General features: G+C 75.6%; 16 protein-coding genes. 3 read left to right on the top strand and 13 right to left on the bottom strand.

Annotated elements, in window-relative coordinates; translation table 11 throughout:
• Positions 1–2: 2 nt before the first annotated feature.
• The 3 genes from HDA31_RS21790 to HDA31_RS21800 form a co-directional block, all read right to left on the bottom strand.
• Complete coding sequence (locus HDA31_RS21790; protein ID WP_178063782.1) at positions 3–623, bottom strand: HAD family hydrolase; 621 nt, start codon at positions 621–623, stop codon at positions 3–5.
• Complete coding sequence (gene smc / locus HDA31_RS21795; protein WP_246384476.1) at positions 623–4,291, bottom strand: chromosome segregation protein SMC; 3,669 nt, start codon at positions 4,289–4,291, stop codon at positions 623–625. The genes HDA31_RS21790 and smc overlap by 1 nt, the downstream gene beginning before the upstream one ends.
• 312 nt (positions 4,292–4,603) lie before the next feature.
• Positions 4,604–4,798 carry a hypothetical protein gene (locus HDA31_RS21800; protein WP_036374707.1) on the bottom strand — a complete coding sequence of 65 codons (195 nt, stop codon included), beginning with the start codon at positions 4,796–4,798 and terminating at the stop codon, positions 4,604–4,606.
• 356 nt (positions 4,799–5,154) lie between these two features.
• Between HDA31_RS21800 and HDA31_RS21805 the strand changes: the two genes are divergently transcribed.
• The gene (locus HDA31_RS21805; RefSeq protein ID WP_178067154.1) at positions 5,155–6,405 is read left to right on the top strand and encodes a CAP domain-containing protein; all 1,251 of its coding nucleotides are present in this window, start codon (positions 5,155–5,157) and stop codon (positions 6,403–6,405) included.
• A gap of 204 nt (positions 6,406–6,609) precedes the next feature.
• The gene (locus HDA31_RS21810) at positions 6,610–7,488 is read left to right on the top strand and encodes an endo alpha-1,4 polygalactosaminidase (RefSeq protein WP_178063781.1); all 879 of its coding nucleotides are present in this window, start codon (positions 6,610–6,612) and stop codon (positions 7,486–7,488) included.
• Between the two features lie 59 nt (positions 7,489–7,547).
• On the opposite strand, the gene mutM is transcribed toward HDA31_RS21810, so the two are convergent.
• The 8 genes from mutM to rsmD form a co-directional block, all read right to left on the bottom strand.
• Positions 7,548–8,405: a bifunctional DNA-formamidopyrimidine glycosylase/DNA-(apurinic or apyrimidinic site) lyase gene (mutM, locus tag HDA31_RS21815; protein ID WP_178063780.1), complete on the bottom strand. Its 858-nt coding sequence runs from the start codon at positions 8,403–8,405 to the stop codon at positions 7,548–7,550.
• Positions 8,398–9,342: a ribonuclease III gene (rnc, locus tag HDA31_RS21820; RefSeq protein ID WP_246384474.1), complete on the bottom strand. Its 945-nt coding sequence runs from the start codon at positions 9,340–9,342 to the stop codon at positions 8,398–8,400. Before rnc ends, mutM begins: the two co-directional genes overlap by 8 nt.
• Before the next feature lie 97 nt (positions 9,343–9,439).
• Positions 9,440–10,468, bottom strand: coding sequence for a phosphate acyltransferase PlsX (locus tag HDA31_RS21825; protein ID WP_074474040.1), 1,029 nt, complete (start codon positions 10,466–10,468; stop codon positions 9,440–9,442).
• Positions 10,469–10,582: 114 nt separating this feature from the next.
• A complete protein-coding gene (gene rpmF / locus HDA31_RS21830) occupies positions 10,583–10,756 on the bottom strand; it encodes a 50S ribosomal protein L32 (RefSeq protein ID WP_043962315.1) in 174 nt (57 codons plus the stop codon).
• 5 nt (positions 10,757–10,761) lie between these two features.
• Positions 10,762–11,325 (bottom strand): YceD family protein, encoded by a 564-nt coding sequence (locus tag HDA31_RS21835; protein ID WP_043962314.1) that lies wholly within the window; start codon positions 11,323–11,325, stop codon positions 10,762–10,764.
• Positions 11,326–11,434: 109 nt separating this feature from the next.
• Positions 11,435–11,932, bottom strand: coding sequence for a hypothetical protein (locus HDA31_RS21840; RefSeq protein ID WP_074473803.1), 498 nt, complete (start codon positions 11,930–11,932; stop codon positions 11,435–11,437).
• Between the two features lie 259 nt (positions 11,933–12,191).
• Positions 12,192–12,680 (bottom strand): pantetheine-phosphate adenylyltransferase, encoded by a 489-nt coding sequence (gene coaD / locus HDA31_RS21845; protein ID WP_074473802.1) that lies wholly within the window; start codon positions 12,678–12,680, stop codon positions 12,192–12,194.
• Positions 12,677–13,240, bottom strand: a complete 564-nt coding sequence (gene rsmD / locus HDA31_RS21850) for a 16S rRNA (guanine(966)-N(2))-methyltransferase RsmD (RefSeq protein ID WP_178063779.1) — start codon at positions 13,238–13,240, stop codon at positions 12,677–12,679. Before rsmD ends, coaD begins: the two co-directional genes overlap by 4 nt.
• Positions 13,241–13,558: 318 nt before the next feature.
• Here rsmD and HDA31_RS21855 point away from each other — a divergent pair, with 318 nt between their 5' ends.
• Complete coding sequence (locus HDA31_RS21855) at positions 13,559–14,830, top strand: hypothetical protein (RefSeq protein WP_074473800.1); 1,272 nt, start codon at positions 13,559–13,561, stop codon at positions 14,828–14,830.
• A 595-nt stretch (positions 14,831–15,425) separates the two neighbouring features.
• Here HDA31_RS21855 and recG read toward each other — a convergent pair.
• Both recG and HDA31_RS21865 read right to left on the bottom strand, forming a co-directional pair.
• Positions 15,426–17,657, bottom strand: coding sequence for an ATP-dependent DNA helicase RecG (gene recG / locus HDA31_RS21860; protein ID WP_074473799.1), 2,232 nt, complete (start codon positions 17,655–17,657; stop codon positions 15,426–15,428).
• Complete coding sequence (locus HDA31_RS21865; protein WP_178063777.1) at positions 17,654–19,291, bottom strand: fatty acid kinase ATP-binding subunit FakA; 1,638 nt, start codon at positions 19,289–19,291, stop codon at positions 17,654–17,656. The genes recG and HDA31_RS21865 overlap by 4 nt, the downstream gene beginning before the upstream one ends.
• Positions 19,292–19,558: the final 267 nt, after the last annotated feature.

Here is a 19,558-nt window from a genome sequence, read left to right on the forward strand (position 1 = left end):
GCTCAGTACGCCAGGGCCGCCCGCAGGTAGCGCAGCCCCGACGGCCCGTCCCACCGGTACGCCGAGAGCCCGGCCGCCCGCGCGCCCCGGATCGCCCAGTCCTCGTCGTCGACGAACAGCACCCGGGCGGGCGGGGTCTCCAGCGCCGCGCAGGCCGCCTGGAAGTACTCCTTCGCCGGCTTGTGCACCCCGACGACGGAGGAGTTGACCACCACGTCCAGCTCGCCGGTCAGGCCCAGCGCGGCGAGGTCGGTGTCGAGCAGGTCGGTGCCGTTGGTGCCCAGCCCGACCCGTACGCCGGCCGCCCGCACCTCGCGCACGAACGCCAGCACCTCGGGGTCGACCTCGCCCCGGTAGCGCTGCCACCGCTCGACGGCGGCGCGGGCGCGCTGCGGGCCGCCGGCCGAGTCGGCCAGCGCGTCGGCGACGCTGGCCACCCAGTCGGCGTGGCTGACCTGGCCGGTCAGCACCGGCTGGAGCCGTCCCCAGTGCATCGCGATCTCGGCGAGCACCCCGTCGTCGAGGCCGTACTCCCGTTCCACGCCGGCGGCGACCGCCGGGTCCCAGCGCCGCAGCACCCCGTCGAGATCCACCAGGAGCGCCGTCGCGCGTTCCCGAGCCACTACTGTTTCTCCTCGCCGCGGCCGTGCCGCTCGTCGTCGCCCCGGCCGGCACCGCCGCCGTCGACGGCGGTGCGGGCGGGCCGGTTCTGCTCCCCCTCGGCCCGGTTGAGCCGCTGGCTGATCACCTGGGTGACGCCGCTGCGCATGGTCACCCCGTAGAGGGCGTCGGCGATCTCCATCGTCCGCTTCTGGTGGGTGATGACGATCAGCTGACTCTTCTCCCGCAACTGTGCCAGCAGCGTGATCAACCTGCCCAGGTTGACGTCGTCGAGGGCCGCCTCGACCTCGTCCATGATGTAGAACGGGCTGGGCCGGGCCCGGAAGATCGCCACCAGCATCGCCACGGCGGTCAGCGAGCGCTCGCCGCCGGAGAGCAGGGACAGCCGCTTGATCTTCTTGCCGGGCGGCCGGGCCTCCACCTCCACGCCGGTGGTGAGCAGGTCCTCGGGGTCGGTGAGGATCAGCCGCCCCTCACCGCCGGGGAAGAGCACCGTGAAGACCTGCTCGAACTCCCGCGCGGTGTCGGCGAACGCGCTGGCGAAGACCTCCAGGATGCGCTCGTCGACGTCCTTCACCACGGTCAGCAGGTCCCGGCGGGTGGCCTTGAGGTCCTCCAGCTGCTCGGAGAGGAACTTGTAGCGCTCCTCCAGCGCGGCGAACTCCTCCAGCGCCAGGGGGTTGACCTTGCCGAGCAGGGCCAGCTCGCGTTCCGCCTTCGCGGCCCGCTTCTCCTGCACCGGCCGCTCGTAGCGGACCGGCTCGGGCACCGGCAGCCCGTCCCGCTCGGCCGCCGCCACGTCGGCCTGGGTCGGGGGTACGGGCTGCGTCGGGCCGTACTCGGCGAGCAGCGTCTCCACGTCGAGGCCGAAGTCCTCGGCGGCCTTGGCCTCCAGCTGCTCGATGCGCAGCCGCTGCTCGGCGCGGGCCACCTCGTCGCGGTGCACCTGGCTGGTCAGCCGCTCCAGCTCCGCGCCAAGGCGCTTCGCCGCGCCGCGTACCTCGGACAGCTCGGCCTCGCGGGCGGCCCGCTCGCGCGCCACGGCGTCGCGGTGCTCCTCGGCCCGCGCGATCGACACGGCGAGCCGGGCCAGCGCCTCGCGGGCGCCGCCGGCCACCGCGCGGGCGATGGTCGCGCCCCGGGCGCGGGCCGCGCGCCGCGCCGCCGCGCGTTCCCGCGCGGCCCGCTCGGCGGCGGCCTGCCGGCGCAGCGAGTCGGCCCGGCCGGCGATCGAGGAGACCCGCTCCTCGGCGGTACGCACCGCGAGCCGGACCTCCATCTCGTTCTGCCGGGCCTGCGGCACCATCGCGGCGAGCTGGTCGCGTTCCTCCGTGGACGGCTCGGCGTCGATCGGGGTGGCCTCGGCCAGCCGCAGCCGCTCCTCCAGCTCGGCCAGGGCGGCGAGGTCGCGTTGCCGGGCCGCCTCGGCGCGGGCGCGGGACTCGCCGAGCCGGTCGGTCTCCGCCTTCGCCGAGCGGGCGGCGGCGCCCAGCTCGGCGAGGCGGCGGGCGGCGGCGTTGCGGTGGCTCTCCGCCTCCCGTTTCGCCGCGGCGGCGTGCTGCACGGCCTCCTTGGCGGCGGCGACCTCGGCGCGCGCCTCGACGAGCTGCTCGCGCAGCTCGGCGGCGCTGCGCTCGGCGGCGAGCCGGTTGCCCCGGGCCTCCTCGACGGCGGCCTGCACCTCGATGAAGCTGGGCGCCTTCGCCGACCCACCGGCCGCCGCGTACGCCCCGACGACGTCGCCGTCGGGGGTGACCGCGCGCAGCTCCGGGTTGTCGGCGACCAGCTCGGCGGCGGCGGCGAGGTCGTCGACGACGGCCACGTCGCGCAGCGCCCGGTGCACGGCGGGGCGCAGCTCGGCGGAACACTCGACCAGGTCGGGGGCCCAGCGGGCGTGCGCGGGCAGCTTGGGGCGCAGGGCGTCGGGGCCGCCGGTCATGCCCGGCCCGGCGGGGCTGCCCACGAGCAGGCCGGCGCGGCCGGCGTCGGAGATCTTGAGCAGCCGCATCGCCTCGACGGCCTCGTCGACGCCGGTGACCGCGACCGCGTCGGCGAGCCCGCCCAGCGCGGCGGCGAGCGCGGCGGAGTGGCCGGGGGCGACGGTGAGCAGCCCGGCCAGGCTGCCGAGCAGGCCGGGCACCTCGCCGGCGCGGGCCAGCAGCGCGCCCGCGCCGTCCTTGCGGCGCAGGCCGATGGCGAGCGCCTCCTCGCGGGCCTTCTGGGTGGCGGCCTCCTTCTCGGCGGCCCGTTCCGCGTCGGCGAGGGACCGCGCGGCGGCCTGCGCCCGCTCCTGGGCGGCGACGGCCTCGGCGTGCCGGTCGTCGAGGTCGGCGTTGTCCCGGTCGGCCTCGGTGGACTGCTCGGCGACCGCGTCGAGGTCGGCCTGCGCCTGCTCGGCGCGGGCCAGGGCGTCGGCGTGGGCGGCGGCGAGCCGCTCGATCTCCTCCCCGGCGCTGGTGGTGCGGGCGCGGGCGGAGTTGACCTGGCCGGTGAGCCGGGCCAGCCCCTCCCGCCGGTCGGCGATCGCCTTCGCGGCGGCGACCAGCTCCCGTTCGGCGGCGGCGAGCTGCCGTTCCAGCTCCTGCCGCTGCTCGACGGCCTCGGCGAGGCGGATCTGGTCGTCGGTGAGCGCGCCGCGCAGCTCCTCCTCCTGCTCGCGGACCCGCTCCGCCTCGGCGTCCAGCTGGTCGGGGTCGCGGCCGGGGCGCTCGTCGTCGGGCGTGGCGGTGAGGTGGCGCAGCCGCTCGCGGGCGAGCTGCTCGACGGAGCGGAACCGTTCGGAGAGCGCGGACAGCTTGTACCAGGTGTCCTGGGCGGCGGCGAGCAGCGGCGCGTCCTCGGCGAGGGCGGCCTCCAGCTCGCCGAGGCGGCCCTGCACCTCGGTGTGCTCCGCCTCGACCTCCCGGCGGCGCTCCCGCGCGGCGCTCTCGTCGGCGATCTCCCGGTCCAGGGTGGCGCGCAGGGTGTGCAGGTCGTCGGCGAGCAGCCGCAGCCGGGCGTCGCGCAGGTTGGCCTGGATCGCGGCGGCCCGGCGGGCGACCTCGGCCTGCCGGCCCAGCGGCTTGAGCTGGCGGCGCAGCTCGGCGGTGAGGTCGGTCAGGCGGTTGAGGTTGGTCTGCATCGCGTCGAGCTTCCGCAGCGCCTTCTCCTTGCGCTTGCGGTGCTTGAGGACGCCGGCCGCCTCCTCGATGAACGCCCGCCGGTCCTCCGGCTTGGCGTGCAGCATCCCGTCGAGACGGCCCTGGCCGACGATGATGTGCATCTCCCGGCCGATGCCGGAGTCCGACAGCAGCTCCTGGATGTCCAGCAGGCGGCAGGAGTCGCCGTTGATCTCGTACTCGCTCTCGCCGGAGCGGAACATCCGGCGGGTGATGGAGACCTCGGTGTACTCGATGGGCAGCGCGCCGTCGGTGTTGTCGATGGTGAGGGTGACCTCGGCCCGGCCCAGCGGGGCCCGCCCGGCGGTGCCGGCGAAGATGACGTCCTCCATCTTGCCGCCGCGCAGCGCCTTGGCGCCCTGCTCGCCGAGCACCCAGGCGATGGCGTCGACGACGTTGGACTTGCCGGAGCCGTTCGGGCCGACCACGCAGGTGATCCCGGGCTCCAGCTTCAGCGTCGTCGCGGAGGCGAAGGACTTGAACCCCTTCACCGTCAGGCTCTTGAGATACACCTTCTCGATCCTCGTCCGGTGGCCGCCGAGCGTCGTGGGCTGCGCGGACCTGGTGAACCCGCAGACTAACCCGGTGTCGCCGGGGCTCGGGCACGCGACCCGCCCCGGGCCGGCGTTGACGACCGGCCGGGGCGCCGCGTACCGGGTTTCCCGGTACGGATCGGACGGCCCGGGCCGAGGCGGAGCTTGATCAATTATTCAAGATCAGAGAACGGCACGGGGAAATGCCCCGGACATGGCTGCGCGCCGGCACATTAAGTGTCGGCGCGCGATTTCTGCGTGGTGCGATTCAGTTGTCGGACCTGCGGAAGATCAGGTCAGCGCCGGCTCGGCCAGCCGGAGGAGGTCGTCCGCCTCCGCCGCAGCCGCCGCGAGCCGATCGTTCTCGGCGCGCAGACGCGTGATCTCGAACTCCAGGGCCTGAACCCTGGACCGCAGTCGGGTGACCTCGTCGAGCAGACGCCGATCGGGCGCTGCACCTACGTGGCCGTAGAGGGCCTTCGCCATGCTGACTCCTTGATATGCGCTGCCGGAAAGGCCGGACCAACGCGCGCCCACTCGTACGCGGCTGTCATTCCCAGCGATTCTGGGCACGAACGGGCGCGACTGGCGACACCTACATATTGAGCCGACAACCCCTCATTAGTCAAGTTAGCGCAGGCCGTAGATCATCTTCACGTCGGCCGGGCCGCTTGTCGGTGGCTGCCACAAGGCGCGGACACTCTCTGTCCGGACGCGTTAACTGTACGCCCGGGAACAACGGAACTCACCCCGCGTGAAGCGCTTTCGTCTTAACTCTTTCTTAGCCACGTTGCCGCAGCTTGCGGCGCGCCCGTACGGTCACCCTGGCCCGCAACCGACCCATGGAGGCGACAGGCGTGTACGGCTGGACCGACCCGAACGACCCGGAGGGCGCGCGGCGGCGTCAGGAGCCCCCGGCCGACGAGCCGGCCTGGCTGACCGACCGCCCGGCACCCCGGTCGACCTACCTGTTCGGGGACGAACCGGACCAGCCGAGTGACCAACGGCACACCTCCGGGCCTCCGGCGTCGCCGGCCGACCGGCCCCGGGCGGACGAGCCCACCGCCCGGTGGCATTCCCCGGAACAGCCGAACGGTCAATGGCACTCGCCGGAACGGCCGGGCGGACAGTGGCACGTGCCGGAGGCACCGGGCGATCGGTGGCACGCCCCGGAGCGGGCCCCCGACCATCGGTATCCGGCCGACCGCCCGGCCCCGGCGGCGGAGCACACCCGGGCGCTGCCGGTCGTCCCCGGCCCCACCGGCGGCGCGGCCACGCCGGCCGCCGCGCGGCCGGCCCACCCCGCCGCCGCGCGCCGCCCCGGCACCGCTGCGGGCGGCGGCGAGGGACGGCACCGGCCCACCCGGCGGCTTTCCCGCCCGCTGCTGATCGGCGGCGCCGCCGCGGCGGCCACCCTGGTGGTGAGCCTCGGCGTCGCCGCCCTCGTGCTGCCCGGCGGGGACACCCCACGGACCGACCCGGCCGCGGCCGACGCCCCGGTCGTCGCGCCCGCCGACCCGGCCGTCCCCACCTCGGCCAGCCCGTCGGCGTCGCCCTCGCCGAGCGCCTCGCCGACCAGCGCCAGCCCGTCGCCCTCGCCGAGCCGGACGGCCAAGCCGGCCCCGAGGCCCAGCCGGACCACCGCCGCGTCGCGGAGCAACCAGCGCAGCAGCGCCCCGGCCACGCCCCGGGTCGCCGCCGCGCCCGGCGTGAGCGCGCAGGCGAAGGAGGTCGTCGACCTGGTCAACGCGGAGCGGGCCGAGGCCGGGTGCGGCGCGCTGAAGATCGACGACAAGCTCATGGCGGCGGCCCAGGCGCACAGCCAGGACCAGGCCGACCACCGGAAGATGACGCACGACGGCAGCGACGGCAGCGACGTCGGCGAGCGGCTCGACCGGGCCGGCTACGCCTGGCGCGCGTACGGCGAGAACGTCGCGTGGAACCAGCAGACCCCGGCCGCGGTGATGGACGCCTGGATGAACAGCCCGGGGCACCGGGCCAACATCCTGAACTGCTCCTTCACCGAGATCGGCGTCGGCGTCGCCAACAGCAACGGGCCCTACTGGACGCAGGACTTCGGCACCCCGCGCTGACCCGGGCCGGGCGGGCCCCCGGGACGGGGAGAGGCGAGTCGTCCCGGGGGCCCCGCTCGTTGACCCGGTGAGGCGCGCCGGGCGCGGTGCCCGGGGCGGCAGGTCCGTCGCGGGACGGCCCGACGGCCGGTGCGCCGCGGGCGGCCGGTGGACGCACCCGCCTCCGGGCGGCCGGACGCCGCCCCGCGACCTGCGGAGCTGCCGATGCGGATCGGGCCGCCGCCGCCCGGCGTCGGGCGCGCGCCGCGCCGACTGCTGCGCCTGCTCCTCGCGCTGACGCTGGTGACGACGACCTACGGCTGCCGGGCCGTGGTGACGCCGCCGGGCGCGCCGACCCCGTGGCCGCCCGGCCAGGCCCGGCACTGGCGCTGGCAGTGGCAGCTCACCGGCCCCCTCGACACCACGGTCGAGGCGGACGTGTTCCTGCTCGACCCCGTGCGTACCACCAGCACCGAGACCGCGGCGCTGCGCGGCCGGGACCGCCGGCTGGTCTGCCAGGTCGGCGTCGGCGCGTACGCGCGGACCGACCCGGACGCCGACCGGTACCCGGCGGACGTCGGCGGCGCGGCCGGCCGGTCGCCCGGCACCCGGTGGGTGGACGTGCGGCGGTGGGGGGTGCTGGAGCCGATCCTGGCCGACCGGCTCCGGCTGTGCCGGGGCAAGGGCTTCGGGGCGGTCGCCCTCGCCGACGCCGACGGCTACGCCCACCCGACCGGCTTCGACCTGGACTTCGACGACCAGTTGCGGTTCAACCGGCGGGTCGCCGCCCTGGCCCGCTCGCTGGAGCTGTCCCCCGGACTGCTCGGGGACGTGCCGCAGGTGACCGCGCTCGCGCCGGACTTCGACTTCGCCGTCGACGAGGAGTGCGTCCGGCTGCGCCAGTGCGCCAAGCTGCTGCCGTTCGCCGACGCCGGCAAGCCGGTGTTCCACGTCGAATACACGGGCGACCCCGACGAGTTCTGCGTGACCACCCTCGGGTACGGCTTCGCCTCCATCCAGAAGCGGCGCGCGCTGGACGCGTGGCGGGACGCCTGCCCGGACGCCCCGCCGGCCCCCGGCCGCATCGGAACCGGCGGCGACTGAGCGGGGCCCGGCCGGCGGCAACTGGGCGGGGCCCGGCCGGCGGGCGGGCGCGCGGCGGGTCAGCCCCGCAGCGCCGCCCGGGGCCTGGGCTGGCAGCGGGGGCAACTGTAGGAGGAGCGGTTCATGAACGCCTCCCGGCGCAGCGGCGCGCCGCACCGCCGGCACGGCTCGCCCTCCCGCCCGTACGCGTTGAGCGCCCGGTCGAAGTAGCCGCTCTCGCCGTTGACGTTGACGTAGAGGGCGTCGAAGCTGGTGCCGCCCTCCTTGATCGCCTCGCCGAGGACGTCCCGGACATGGCCGAGCAGCCGCTGCGCGACGGGCGCGGTGAGCTGGTCGGTCGGCCGGGCCCCGTGCAGCTTCGCCCGCCACAGCGCCTCGTCGGCGTAGATGTTGCCGACCCCGGAGACGAGGGTCTGGTCGAGCAGCGCCCGCTTCACCTCCGTGCGCCGCCGGCGCAGGGCGGCGACGAAGGCGCTGTCGGAGAACTCCGGGTCCATCGGGTCCCGGGCGATGTGCGCGATCTCGGACGGCAGCTCGGCCCCGCCGGCGGAGACCGCCAGCCCGCCGAACGTGCGCTGGTCCACGAAGCGCAGCTCGGGGCCGTCGTCGGCGAACCGGAACCGGACCCGCAGGTGCAGCTCGTCGGCCGCCGTCGCCGGCTGGAGCAGGAGCTGGCCGGACATGCCGAGGTGGCCGACGATCGCGTCGCCGCTGTCCAGCGGCAGCCACAGGTACTTGCCACGCCGCCGCACGTCGAGCACCGTCCGCCCGGCGAGCACGTCGGCGAAGTGCGCCGGGCCGGCCAGGTGGCGGCGCACCGCCCGGGGATGCCGCACCTCGACGCCGGCGATCCGGCGGCCGGTGACCCACTGGGCGAGGCCCTGCCGGACGGTCTCGACCTCGGGCAGCTCAGGCACGGTTCGCCTCGCCGGCCGCCGGGGCGTCCGCGGGCTCGCCGTCGGCGGCGACCAGCGCCGACGCGCCCGCGACACCCGGCGGGTCGACCTCGCCGGCCACGCCCACGACGTCCGTCCCGTTGACCGCGCCCGGCTCGACGGGCCCGTCCGCCGCCCCGGCGGCGGCGCGCTCCCGCTCGGCCTGCTCGGCCCGCTCCCGTCGTGCCGCCTCGGCCTGCTCCCGCTCGGCCTGGGCGGTCAGCTCCCGCCAGGCCGACTCGGCGGCCCGCTGCTCGGCCTCCTTCTTGCTGCGCCCCTCCGCCCCGCCGTACCGGTTGCCGGCGACCACCACCCAGGCGGTGAACGTCTTGAGGTGGTCCGGCCCGGTGCCCTCGATGCGGTATTCGGGCACGCCCAGCCCGAGGGCCGCCGTCAGCTCCTGGAGGCTCGTCTTCCAGTCCAGCGCCGCGCCCCGCCCGGCCGACTCGGCCATCAGCGGGTCGAACAGCCGGTGGATCACGATCGCGGCGGTGTCCAGGCCGTACTGGAGGTAGATCGCGCCGAGCAGGGCCTCCAGGGTGTCGGCGAGGATGCTCGCCTTGTCCCGGCCGCCGGTGCTCTCCTCGCCCTTGCCCAGCAGCAGGTACGCGCCGAGCCCGTCCGGGCCCAGGCCCCGCGCCACGTCCGCGAGCGCCCGCATGTTGACCACACTCGCCCGCAGCTTGGCGAGTTGGCCCTCCGGCAGGTCGGGGTGGTTGTGGAACAGCGCGGTCGTGATCACCACCCCGAGGACCGAGTCGCCGAGGAACTCCAGCCGCTCGTTGGTGGGCAGACCGCCGTTCTCGTACGCGTACGAGCGGTGGGTCAGCGCCCTCTCCAGCAGCTCCGGGTCCAGCGAGACCCCGAACGCGGTCTCCAGGTGACCGATCGGCGCACGCCGCCGCTTGTCGATGGTCATGATGCGGTTACCTCTCGGTTCACGACCGGACGGCGCGCGCCGGGCGCGCCCGCCGGTGCCGGCGCGTCGACGCGGCCGGTCGGGACGGTACGGGCGGTCACAGGCTCACCTCGGTGTCGGTGGTGCGCTCGGTGTGGTCACCGGACTGCGCGGAGCTCTCCAGGGCCATCCCGGCGGCCGGGCCGACGCCACCGGGGACGCCGAGCAGGACGGAGACGGTGTCGGTGGCCCGGCGACGCCACAGGTGGGCGGCCAGGGCGATGCCGGAGGCGACGTCCTCGCCCCGGGCCGCGCCGTGGCAGACCACCACCGTGCCGGCCACCCCGAGCAGGGCGGCGGCCCGGGGGGCGCCGCCGCCGGGCGGGGGCCCGCCGGCCATCGCGTACGCGCCCTCGATCGCCTTCAGCAGCACGTTGCCGGTGAACCCGTCGGTGACCACCACGTCGGCGCGCAGGCCGGAGGCGATGTCGTAGCCCTCGACGAGGCCGACGTAGCGCGCGGCGCAGGGCAGCGGCGCGGCGGCGAGCGTCGGGTCGGCGCTGCGCCGCAACCGGTCCCCCTTGCCCGCCTCGGTGCCCACCGACAGCAGCCCGACGCGCGGCTCGACCACGCCGTGCGCGACGGCCGCGTAGGCCGCGCCGAGCACGGCGTGCCGCGCGAGGGTGGCGGGGCCGGGCTCCAGGGAGCCGCCGACGTCGAGCAGCACCACCGGTCCGGCGACCGCCGGCAGGGTCGCGACCAGGGCCGGCCGGCGCACGTGCGGCCAGCGGCCCAGGCCGAGCGCCGCCGCGGTGACGGTCGCGCCGGTGGAGCCGGCGGAGACCATCGCGTCGGCGAGGCCGTCGCGGACGGCGGTGGCGGCCGTGCGTACGGTGCTGTCGGCGCGGGCGGCGACCGGGTTCTCGGCCATGCCGACGGCGGCGCGCACCGGCCGGACCGTGACCCGGGCGCGTTGCGCCGGGTCGAGGGCACCGATCAGCTCGTCGGCGACCTCGGCGGGGCCGACGAGCAGGAGGTGCAGGTCCGGGTCGGCGCGCATGGCAAGCAGAGCGCCGTCAACCACGACGGCGGGAGCGTCGTCCCCGCCGAGGAGGTCAACGGCGATCCGCGCGGTGCCCGGCTCCAGCGGGACACCGGCCGGAACGGGCCGGCCGGCGACGGCGGGAGCCGGGGCACCGGGCGATCGCCAGGATGCGCGCGCCACCCGACCGGGGGTCGGGGGCGTCACTCGGCGTCCAGGTCAGACCTCGAGAACCTGGCGGCCGTTGTACGTGCCACAGACGGAGCACGCGGCGTGCGGCAGCTTCGGGGACTTGCACTGCGGGCAGGCGGTGGTCGCCACCACGGTCGCCTTCCAGTTCGCCCGGCGGGACCGGGTGTTGCTGCGCGACATCTTGCGCTTCGGGACGGCCACGGTTCCTACTCCTCTGTACGGTTCAGTTGCGACAGGCCCGCCCAACGCGGGTCGATCTGCTCGTGACTGTGGTCGGCCGGCAGATCGTCCCAGTGCACCCCGCACTCGGGGCACAACCCTGGGCAGTCCTCCCGGCAGAGCGGGTTGGTCGGCAGCATGAGCACCACCGCGTCCCGCAGCGCCGGCTCCAGGTCGATCAGATCGTCCTGCATCCGGCCCACCTCGTCCTCGTCGGTCGTGGCGTCCGTGGTGCTGTTCTCGTACGCGTACAGCTCCTGGACGGGCACGGCCACCGAGTCGTCGATCTCACGCAGGCAACGCCCGCACTCGCCCTTGACGCGACCGCTGACGGTCCCGGAGACGAGCACCCCCTCGGACACCGACTCCAGCCTCAGGTCGAGGTCGAGGTCCGCGCCCTCCGGCACGCCGATCAACTCCACGCCGAGGTCCTTCGGTGCCGGTACGACCCGCCGGAGCGTACGCAACGCGCCAGGGCGACGCGGCAGGTCCCTCGTGTCGAGGACCAGCGGCGCCTTGGGGTTGAGTGATGAAGGCGAGTGTTTGGGCATAGTCAGACTCCGGCCAGTGAGAGGCCGACAAAAAAGGTTACCTGGGCGGCCCCCGGACCGTCGAACCGGGGGCGACGCCCGCCCCGCCTGTCGGCTGCTGAGGTGCCGCTCAGAAGGGTAGCGGGCGGTCGGCCTCGTCCCCACCGAAGGTGCCGATCTCGCGCAGCGCGTGCATCTTGTCCCGGCCACGCTCGATGGAGGCCAGCGCCCGGGTGAGGAACTGCTCGAAGTTGGCCAGCGCGGTGTCGACGTAGTCGTCGACCTCCTCGCGCAGCCGCTGCGCCTCGGCCCGGGCCTCGGCGATGATCCGGGCGCCCTCGTGCTCGGCGGAGACCGTGATCTCGTTCACCGACACCAGGCGGGCGTGTTCCGCCTCACCCTCGCTGATGATCCGGTCGGCCTCCCGCTTGCCGGCATCCATGATCTTGTCCCGCTCCTCCAGCAGGGCCGCCGCCCGGCGCAGGTCGGCGGGGAGGCCGGCGCGCAGTTCGTCGAGCGCGGCGATCATCTCGCCCCGGTCGACCATGCAGTTGTTCCGCGACATCGGGACGGAGCGGGCCTGCTCCACCATGGCGATCAGTTCGTCGATGCGGTCGAGCGGGTCCACCGGTACCTCACTCCTGTCGTTCGTCGGCCGACCTACATGATGCGGGCTACGGCCGGGTTCCCGCTCGAACCATCATGTCGCGCCCCGGCCACCGCCCGCCGATCCACCCCGCCCGGCGCGTCGTGTCGCGGCCGGTCAGAGCGTCGTGCACGGCCGGGCCGGCGCGCCGGACCCGCCGGTCGGGGGCGTCGGCCCGCCGCCGGGCCGGCCCGCCGCGCGGCCGGGCGACCCGGCCCGGGCGAAGGACCACCGCCGCAGGTCAGGAACGCGGCGGCGGGCCGAGCCGGACCTGGAGGGCCTCGCGGACCAGGTCGGGCACGTGGGCGGAGACGTCGCCGCCCCACTTGGCCACGTCCTTGACCAGGCTGGAGGAGAGGAAGGAGTAGAGCGGGTTCGTCGGCATGAACAGCGTCTCGACGCCGGCCAGGCCGATGTTCATCTGGGCCATCTGGAGCTCGTAGTCGAAGTCGCTGACCGCCCGCAGGCCCTTGATCAGGACGCTGGCCCGCTGGGCGCGGCAGAAGTCGACAAGCAGGCCGCGGAAGGACGCGACCCGCACGTTCTCGTAGGAGGAGGTGACCTCGCGGAGCATCTCGATCCGCTCCTCGACGGTGAACAGGCCACTCTTCGACTGGTTGATCAGCACGCCGACGATCACCTCGTCGAAGAGCCGGGCGGCCCGCCCGATGATGTCGAGGTGTCCATTGGTGACCGGGTCGAACGAGCCGGGACACACCGCACGTCTCATGATCGGCGACCGTACCAAAGGGTGGTCTCGCCGTAACGGCGGCTGCGCTCGGCAGTGACGCCCTCCACCCAGCCGACCGGCCCGGTCCGGCTGGAGCGCTCGACCACCACGAGGGCGTCCGCCGCCAGCCAGCCGCCGTCGACCAGAGCGGCCAGCATCGCGGTGACGTCGGCATCGGGCACGGCGTACGGGGGATCGGCGAAGACCACGTCGTACGGCCCGGCGTCCGGGCCGGCGGCCAGCACCGTGGCGACCTTGCCGGTGACGAGCCGGGCGGCCGGGGCGGCCCGCAGCGCGGCGATGTTCTCCCGCACCACGCGGGCGGCGCGCGGGTCGGACTCGACCAGCAGCACGTGCGCCGCCCCCCGGGACAGCGCCTCCAGGCCGACGGCGCCCGACCCGGCGTACAGGTCGGCGAAGCGCGCCCCGGCCAGGTCGACCTCGGCCTGCACGGCGCTGAACAGCGCCTCCCGGACGCGGTCGGAGGTGGGCCGGGTGCCGGCGCCGGGCGGCGCGGCGATGCGCCGGCCGCCGAGCGCCCCGGCGACGATCCGGGTCACCGACTGCTCCTGCTCATGCCCCGACGCTACGCGACGCCGGCACCGGGGCGGGCGGCACCGTGCGTGCCGCCGGCGTCCCCACGCGAACACGTTACGTATATCAATGATCTCAAGTTCATAACATCACCCTTAGGGCTATCTGAGCGCTGTAACGGTCGGCGCGTTCTCGCTAGGGTCTGCCGGGTGCCGGGTGCCGGCTGCGCTCCGCCGGCCCACCGGCGCCGGGAGGCGTCGTCGCGGGCGCGCCTGACCCGGCCGCGACCGCTGACCGCCGTTGCCCGCGCCGCACCCTGACGTTTCTTCACCCCGGGAGTACGCGTGATCCGTCCCAAGCTGTCGCCACGGCGACCGCTCGTCGTGGCCGCCGCCGCCCTGGCCGGCCTCGCCACGGCGTTCGCGGTCTCGTCGCCGGCCCTGGCGACCAGCCCCTCGCCGACCGCCACGGCGTCGCCCACCCCGACCGCCGCGGCGACCCCGCCCGCCAACGAGGGACCGGCCTGCGTCAGCGCGGCCGACGCCCGCTACACGCACACCTTCAAGGGCAAGCGCGGCGAGGCCAGCATCACGCTGGTCAACGGCCCGCTCTGCGAGGGCGAGGAGCAGGCCCTCGCGCTGGTCTCCTACGTCGCCCCGTCGGCGAAGATCGCCTTCCCCCAGTACGTGCTCGACAAGTCGGTCAAGAAGTTCACCGGCGTCGGCGCGGGCGAGCTGGGCGTGGCGACCCTCGACTTCAAGGTCGAGGTCCCCCAGTGCTACACCCAGGTCGACTTCGTCTTCGGTGACGAGATCATCGACCCGCTCACCGAGACCGGCCCGCGGTACAACAACCGCAAGGTCGGCAGCCCCAAGGGCATCGGCTCCCAGTCGAAGGGCCCGCAGGCCTGGTACAACGGCGGCTCCGAGACGTGCAGCCCGGTCCCCGAGGTCATCGCGCAGTCCGACTGCGAAGGCAACGTCGAGCTGACCCTGGTCAACCGCAGCGGCAACGCGGCGGCGGCGTTCACCATCACCGGCAGCGGCGGCTACACCGAGACCGTCTCCGTGCCGATGCGCAAGATCGAGACCCGCAAGCTGAACCCCGGCCAGGCGCAGGAGCTCAAGGTCACCGCGCCCGGCATGGAGGACTTCACCGGCGGCTGGGCCAAGCCCGAGGACTGCCAGGAGCCCGAGGTCGGCGAGCCCGACGGCGGCTACGAGTCGACCTGCGACGAGATGATCTTCCGGATCGCGAACCCGGAGAACGGCGCGACCCTGACCTCGACCTTCACCCCGAGCACCGGCGAGCCGAAGACCGTCACGGTCGAGCCCGGCCGCGACGTCACCGTCACCTTCCCGGCGAGCCCGGGCCTGACCGTGACCGTCACCGGTGACCTCGCCTCCGGCGAGGCGATCAAGTGGGAGCAGCCGAAGGACTGCGAGGACGGCGAGGGCGGCGAGGAGGGCGGCTCCGGCGGTGGCGACCAGGAGGGTGGCCTCCCGGTGACCGGCGCGGCGGCCGGCGGCATCGCCGCCGGCGCGGCGGCCCTGCTCGCGGTCGGCGCGGTGCTCTTCGTGCTGGCCCGGCGTCGCCGGATCCGCTTCACCGCCTGAGCTGAACTGATCTGACGCACCGGCGAGGGCGCGTCGACCACCCCGGTCGACGCGCCCTCGCCGTGTGTCTGGTGGCGTGGTCTGGTGCCCGTGTCTGGGCGGCGGGCGCCTCGTGGCGGGCACCTCGTGGCGGGCACCTCGTGGCAGGCGGCGGGTGCCTCGCCCCGCACGCCCGGCACCCAACGGGTAGATCGTGCTCGATCGACGATCGAGTGGCATCGCGCCCCTCGCCCAGGGCGCGGTCCGGCCCGGCGGGGCCCGCAACGGAAGCCATGTCGGCGACATGGCGGTAACCGGGCCCTGCTGATCCCACCATGTCGCCGACATGGAGTCGATCATCGGCCTGACACGAACGCGAAGACGACCGTCCCCAGGCCGAGGCCCAGGCCCAGCAGCCAGCACCGCCAGAAGGTCAGGCCCAGCCCGGCGGTCGCGGTGGCCAGCGCCACCCGAGCCAGGCGCGAACCCGAGCCAGGCGGAGGGACACAGCCAGGCGGAAACCCGCCCAAGCGGAGAGAACGGCCAAGCGGAAAGAGCGGCCGAGCGGGGAAAACGGCCAGGCGGGGAGAACGGCGGGGCGGGAAGCCCGGGCCGGTCAGCCCTTTTCCAGGTATTCCGCGCGTTCGGCGTCGACCAGGGCGGCCACCGAGGCGGCCAGCGCCGGATGACGGGCCAGCTCCGGGTCCTCCTCCACCAGCGCGATCGCCTCGGCGCGGGCGTCACGGATCAGGTCGGTGTCGCGCAGCAGCGACAGCAGCCGCAGGTGCGAGCGCCGGCCGGACTGGGTCGCCCCGAGCACGTCGCCCTCGCGGCGCTGCTCCAGGTCGAGCTCGGCGAGCTTGAAGCCGTCCGTGGTGGACGCCACCGCGTCGAGGCGTTCCCGGGCCGACGAGCCCTCGGCCGCCTCGGTGACCAGCAGGCAGAGCCCCGCCGCCGAGCCCCGGCCCACCCGGCCGCGCAACTGGTGCAGCTGGGAGACGCCGAACCGGTCGGCGTCCAGCACGATCATCACGGTGGCGTTGGGCACGTTGACGCCGACCTCGATGACGGTCGTGGCGACCAGCACGTCCAGCTCGCCGTCGGCGAAGGCGCGCATCACGGCGTCCTTCTCGTCGGCGGGCAGCCGCCCGTGCAGGACCCCGATCCGCAGCCCGTGCAGCGGCCCCTCGGCGAGCAGCGGGGCGACCTCGGTGACGGCGAGCGGGGGCCGCCGGCCGTTGTCGTCCTCCCGGGGCGGCTCCTCCTCCGCCCCGGACCCCGAGCCACCCGACCCCGACGCCGAGTCCCCGATCCGGGGGCACACCACGTACGCCTGGTGGCCGGCGGCGACCTCCTCGCGCAGCCGACGCCAGGCCCGGTCGAGGAACGCCGGCTTCTCGGCGGCCGGCACCACGTGCGAGGCGATCGGCGAGCGCCCCTGCGGGAGCTGGGTGAGCGCGGAGACCTCCAGGTCGCCGTAGACGGTCATCGCCACCGTGCGCGGGATCGGCGTCGCGGTCATCACCAGCACGTGCGGCGGCTGCTCCGCCTTGGCGCGCAGCGCGTCGCGCTGCTCCACACCGAACCGGTGCTGCTCGTCGACCACGACGAGGCCCAGGTCGGCGAAGTCGACGCCCTCGTAGAGCAGGGCGTGGGTGCCGAGCACGATGCCGGCCCGGCCGGCGGCGACCTCGGCGAGGGCCCGACGGCGGGCCGCCGCGCCCAGCGAGCCGGTGACCAGCTCCACCGAGGTGGCCCCGTCGGCGGCGCCCAGCTCCCCGGCCCGGGCCAGCGGGCCGAGCAGGTCGAGGATGCCCCGGTGGTGCTGGGCGGCGAGCACCTCGGTCGGGGCGAGCAGGGCGGCCTGGCCCCCGGCGTCGACCACCTGGAGCATCGCCCGCAGCGCCACCACCGTCTTGCCTGAGCCGACCTCGCCCTGCAACAGCCGGTGCATCGGGTGGGCGGTGGACAGGTCGGCGGCGATCTCCGCGCCGACGGCCCGCTGCCCGCCGGTCAGCTCGTACGGCAGCCGGGCGTCGAACGCGTCGAGCAGCCCGCCGGCGCGCGGCGGCCGGGACCGCGCCGGCCAGGCGGCGGCCCGGTGCTTGCGCTGCACCAGGGTGAGCTGCACGGCGAACGCCTCGTCCCACTTGAGCCGGCGGCGGGCCCGGTAGAGGGCCTCCTTGCTCGACGGCCGGTGGATCTCGCGCAGGGCGGTGCCGAGGTCGATCAGGTTGCGGGTGGCCCGGACGGCGGCGGGCTGCGGGTCCTCCGGCGGGGTGAAGGTGTCCAGCACCACCCGCACGCAGCGGGCGATCACCCAGGTCGGCACGGCCGCGGCGGCCGGGTAGACCGGGATCAGCGCCCCGGCGAACTCCTCGACCTCCTCGTTGGCGGCGGCCTCGCCGTCGCCGCCCTCGCCGAGCAGCACGTATTCCGGGCCGTTGAGCTGGCGCTTGCCCCGGAACTCGGTGACCTTGCCGGCGAACAGCCCCCACCGGCCGGGGCGCAGCTCCCGCTCCCGCCACGCCTGGTTGCCGAAGAAGGTGCAGGTGAGCACCCCGCCGGAGTCGTCGCCGACGGTGACCTCCAGCAGCTTGCCCCGGCGCTGGCGCATCGGCCGCACGTCGGTGCGCCGCACCTGGGCCAGCACGGTGACCTGCTCGCCGACGTCGAGCGACCGGATGTCGGTGTGCTCGCCGCGCTCGTCGTAGCGGCGGGGGAAGTGGTGGACCAGGTCGCCGGCCGTGTGCAGGTCGAGGTGGGCGGCCAGGGCCTTGGCCGTCTTCTCCCCGACCAGCTTCTTCAGCGGCGTGTCGACCGTGGCCGGCTCGGACGTCGTCGTCATTCGACCCCCACCAGGAGCGGATAGTGCGGCTGGCCGCCCGGGTAGGCCTGGACCTCTACGAACGGCCAGCGTCGGGCGACGTGCTCGGCGACGGCGTCGGCCAGCCCCTCGGGGGCGTCCGCCCCGGAGAGCAGGGTGACCAGTTCCCCGCCGCCGCCGAGCATTCGGTCGACCACGGCGGTGCAGGTGTCGGCGAGGTCGGCCCCGATCAGGTGCACCTCGCCCTCGACGAGGGCCAGCACGTCGCCGGGGCGGCACGGGCCGGCGACGGTGAGCGCCTCGCGGCTGGCCCAGCAGACCTCGGCGTAGCGGCAGGCCCCAGCCGCCTCGGCCATCGCGATGACGTCGTCGGCGAAGCGGCGCTGCGGGTCGCGCACGGCGAGCGCGGCCAGCGCCTGCACCGGCGACCGGGTCGGCACCACGCTGACCCGTATCCCCAGGGCGTGCGCCTCCCGCGCGGCGGCATGGGCGACGGCCTGGGTGTTCGGGTCGTTGGGCAGCACCACCACCCGGGCCGCCGCCGTGGCGCGGATCGCGTCGAGCAGCGCGCCGGTGGACGGGTTGCCCGGCACCACGGTCGCCCCCTCCCCCGCGAACAGCTCGGCGATGCCCGCCCCCGAGGCGACCACCACGGCCGCCCGGCCGTCGCCCGTCGAGGCCGCCGCGCCGGCGTCGACCGGGGCGGCGGGCGGCTGGTCGGCGAAGCGGGTCACCGAGATCCGGTGCGGCCGGCCGGCCGACACCCCCGCCTCGATCGCCGCGCCGACGTCGTTGACGTGCACGTGCACGTTCCAGGTGGCCGACGCCGCGCCGCCGGCCCCGTCGCCGACCACCACCAGCGAGTCGCCGAGCCCGGCCAGGGTCCGCCGCATCCGGGCCACCGCGTCGGCGTCGGCGTCGAGCAGGAACTGCACCTCGTACGCGTAGTCCGGCGAGCCGGTCTCGCGGGCGGCCGTGGCCGGCGGGCGGACCGGGCGGGGCGCGGGGGCCGGCCGGCGCGGACTCTCGCCCGTGACCACCTCGACCAGCGCGTCGAGCAGCAGGCAGAGCCCCCGGCCACCGGCGTCGACCACGCCGGCGCGGGCGAGCGCCGGCAACTGCTCGGGGGTGCGGGCCAGCGCCTCGGCCGCCGCGCCGGCCGCCGCCCGGGCGACGGCGGGCAGGTCGTCGCTGTCGGCCGCGCCGGCCGCGTGGGCCGCCGCGGCGACCACGCTGAGCACGGTGCCCTCGACGGGCTCGGCCACGGCGGAGTAGGCGGCGGCGGTGGCGTCGCCGAGCGCGGCGGCGAGCTGCCGGCCCCGCACCGCCGGGGCGGCGGCCAGGGCGTCGGCGAGGCCGCGCAGGATCTGCGACAGGATGACCCCGGAGTTGCCCCGGGCGCCCAGCAGCGCGCCGCGCGCCATCAGCCGCAGCGCGTGCCCGTGTGCGGTGGGCCCGCCGTCGGGCAGGGTGGCCAGGTCCATCGCGAGCGCCTGCTGGGCCGAGGTGAGGGTGAGCACCAGGTTGGTGCCGGTGTCGCCGTCGGGGACCGGGTAGACGTTGAGGTCGTCGATCTCGCCCTGGTGCCGGCGCAGCGCGGCCAGCCCGCCCGCGCACCAGCGGCGCACCGCGGCGGCGTCGAGGGTGTCCAGCACGTCGGGAAGCCTACTGGCGCGCACCGACACCCGCCCGGGACGACGCCACCATGTCGGCGGCCCGGCGGCGGCACCGCCGCGGCACGGCGATGCCCCGAAGGCGATCCGGGGGCGGCACCGCTGCGGCACAACGGCGATCCGGGGGCGGCGACCGGTGCCGGGAACGCCCCTGCCGCGGCGTCACCAGGGGCCCGGTTGGGCGGCGGCGGGGGCATCGGGTAACCTGGCCAGGTTGCCCGGGCTGCGCCTGGCGGCGACCTCATGAAC

Source organism: Micromonospora carbonacea, assembly GCF_014205165.1.
GTDB lineage: Bacteria > Actinomycetota > Actinomycetes > Mycobacteriales > Micromonosporaceae > Micromonospora > Micromonospora carbonacea.

What these genes read in the sequence shown, in the direction of transcription:
- rnc (WP_246384474.1), bottom strand. Translation starts at nt 9,342, where the DNA reads ATGACCATCGACAAGCGGCGGCGTGCGCCGATCGGTCACCTGGAGACC.
- coaD (WP_074473802.1), bottom strand. Translation starts at nt 12,680, where the DNA reads ATGAGACGTGCGGTGTGTCCCGGCTCGTTCGACCCGGTCACCAATGGA.
- HDA31_RS21810 (WP_178063781.1), top strand. Translation starts at nt 6,610, where the DNA reads ATGCGGATCGGGCCGCCGCCGCCCGGCGTCGGGCGCGCGCCGCGCCGA.
- HDA31_RS21800 (WP_036374707.1), bottom strand. Translation starts at nt 4,798, where the DNA reads ATGGCGAAGGCCCTCTACGGCCACGTAGGTGCAGCGCCCGATCGGCGT.
- recG (WP_074473799.1), bottom strand. Translation starts at nt 17,657, where the DNA reads ATGACGACGACGTCCGAGCCGGCCACGGTCGACACGCCGCTGAAGAAG.
- HDA31_RS21835 (WP_043962314.1), bottom strand. Translation starts at nt 11,325, where the DNA reads ATGCCCAAACACTCGCCTTCATCACTCAACCCCAAGGCGCCGCTGGTC.
- HDA31_RS21805 (WP_178067154.1), top strand. Translation starts at nt 5,155, where the DNA reads ATGGAGGCGACAGGCGTGTACGGCTGGACCGACCCGAACGACCCGGAG.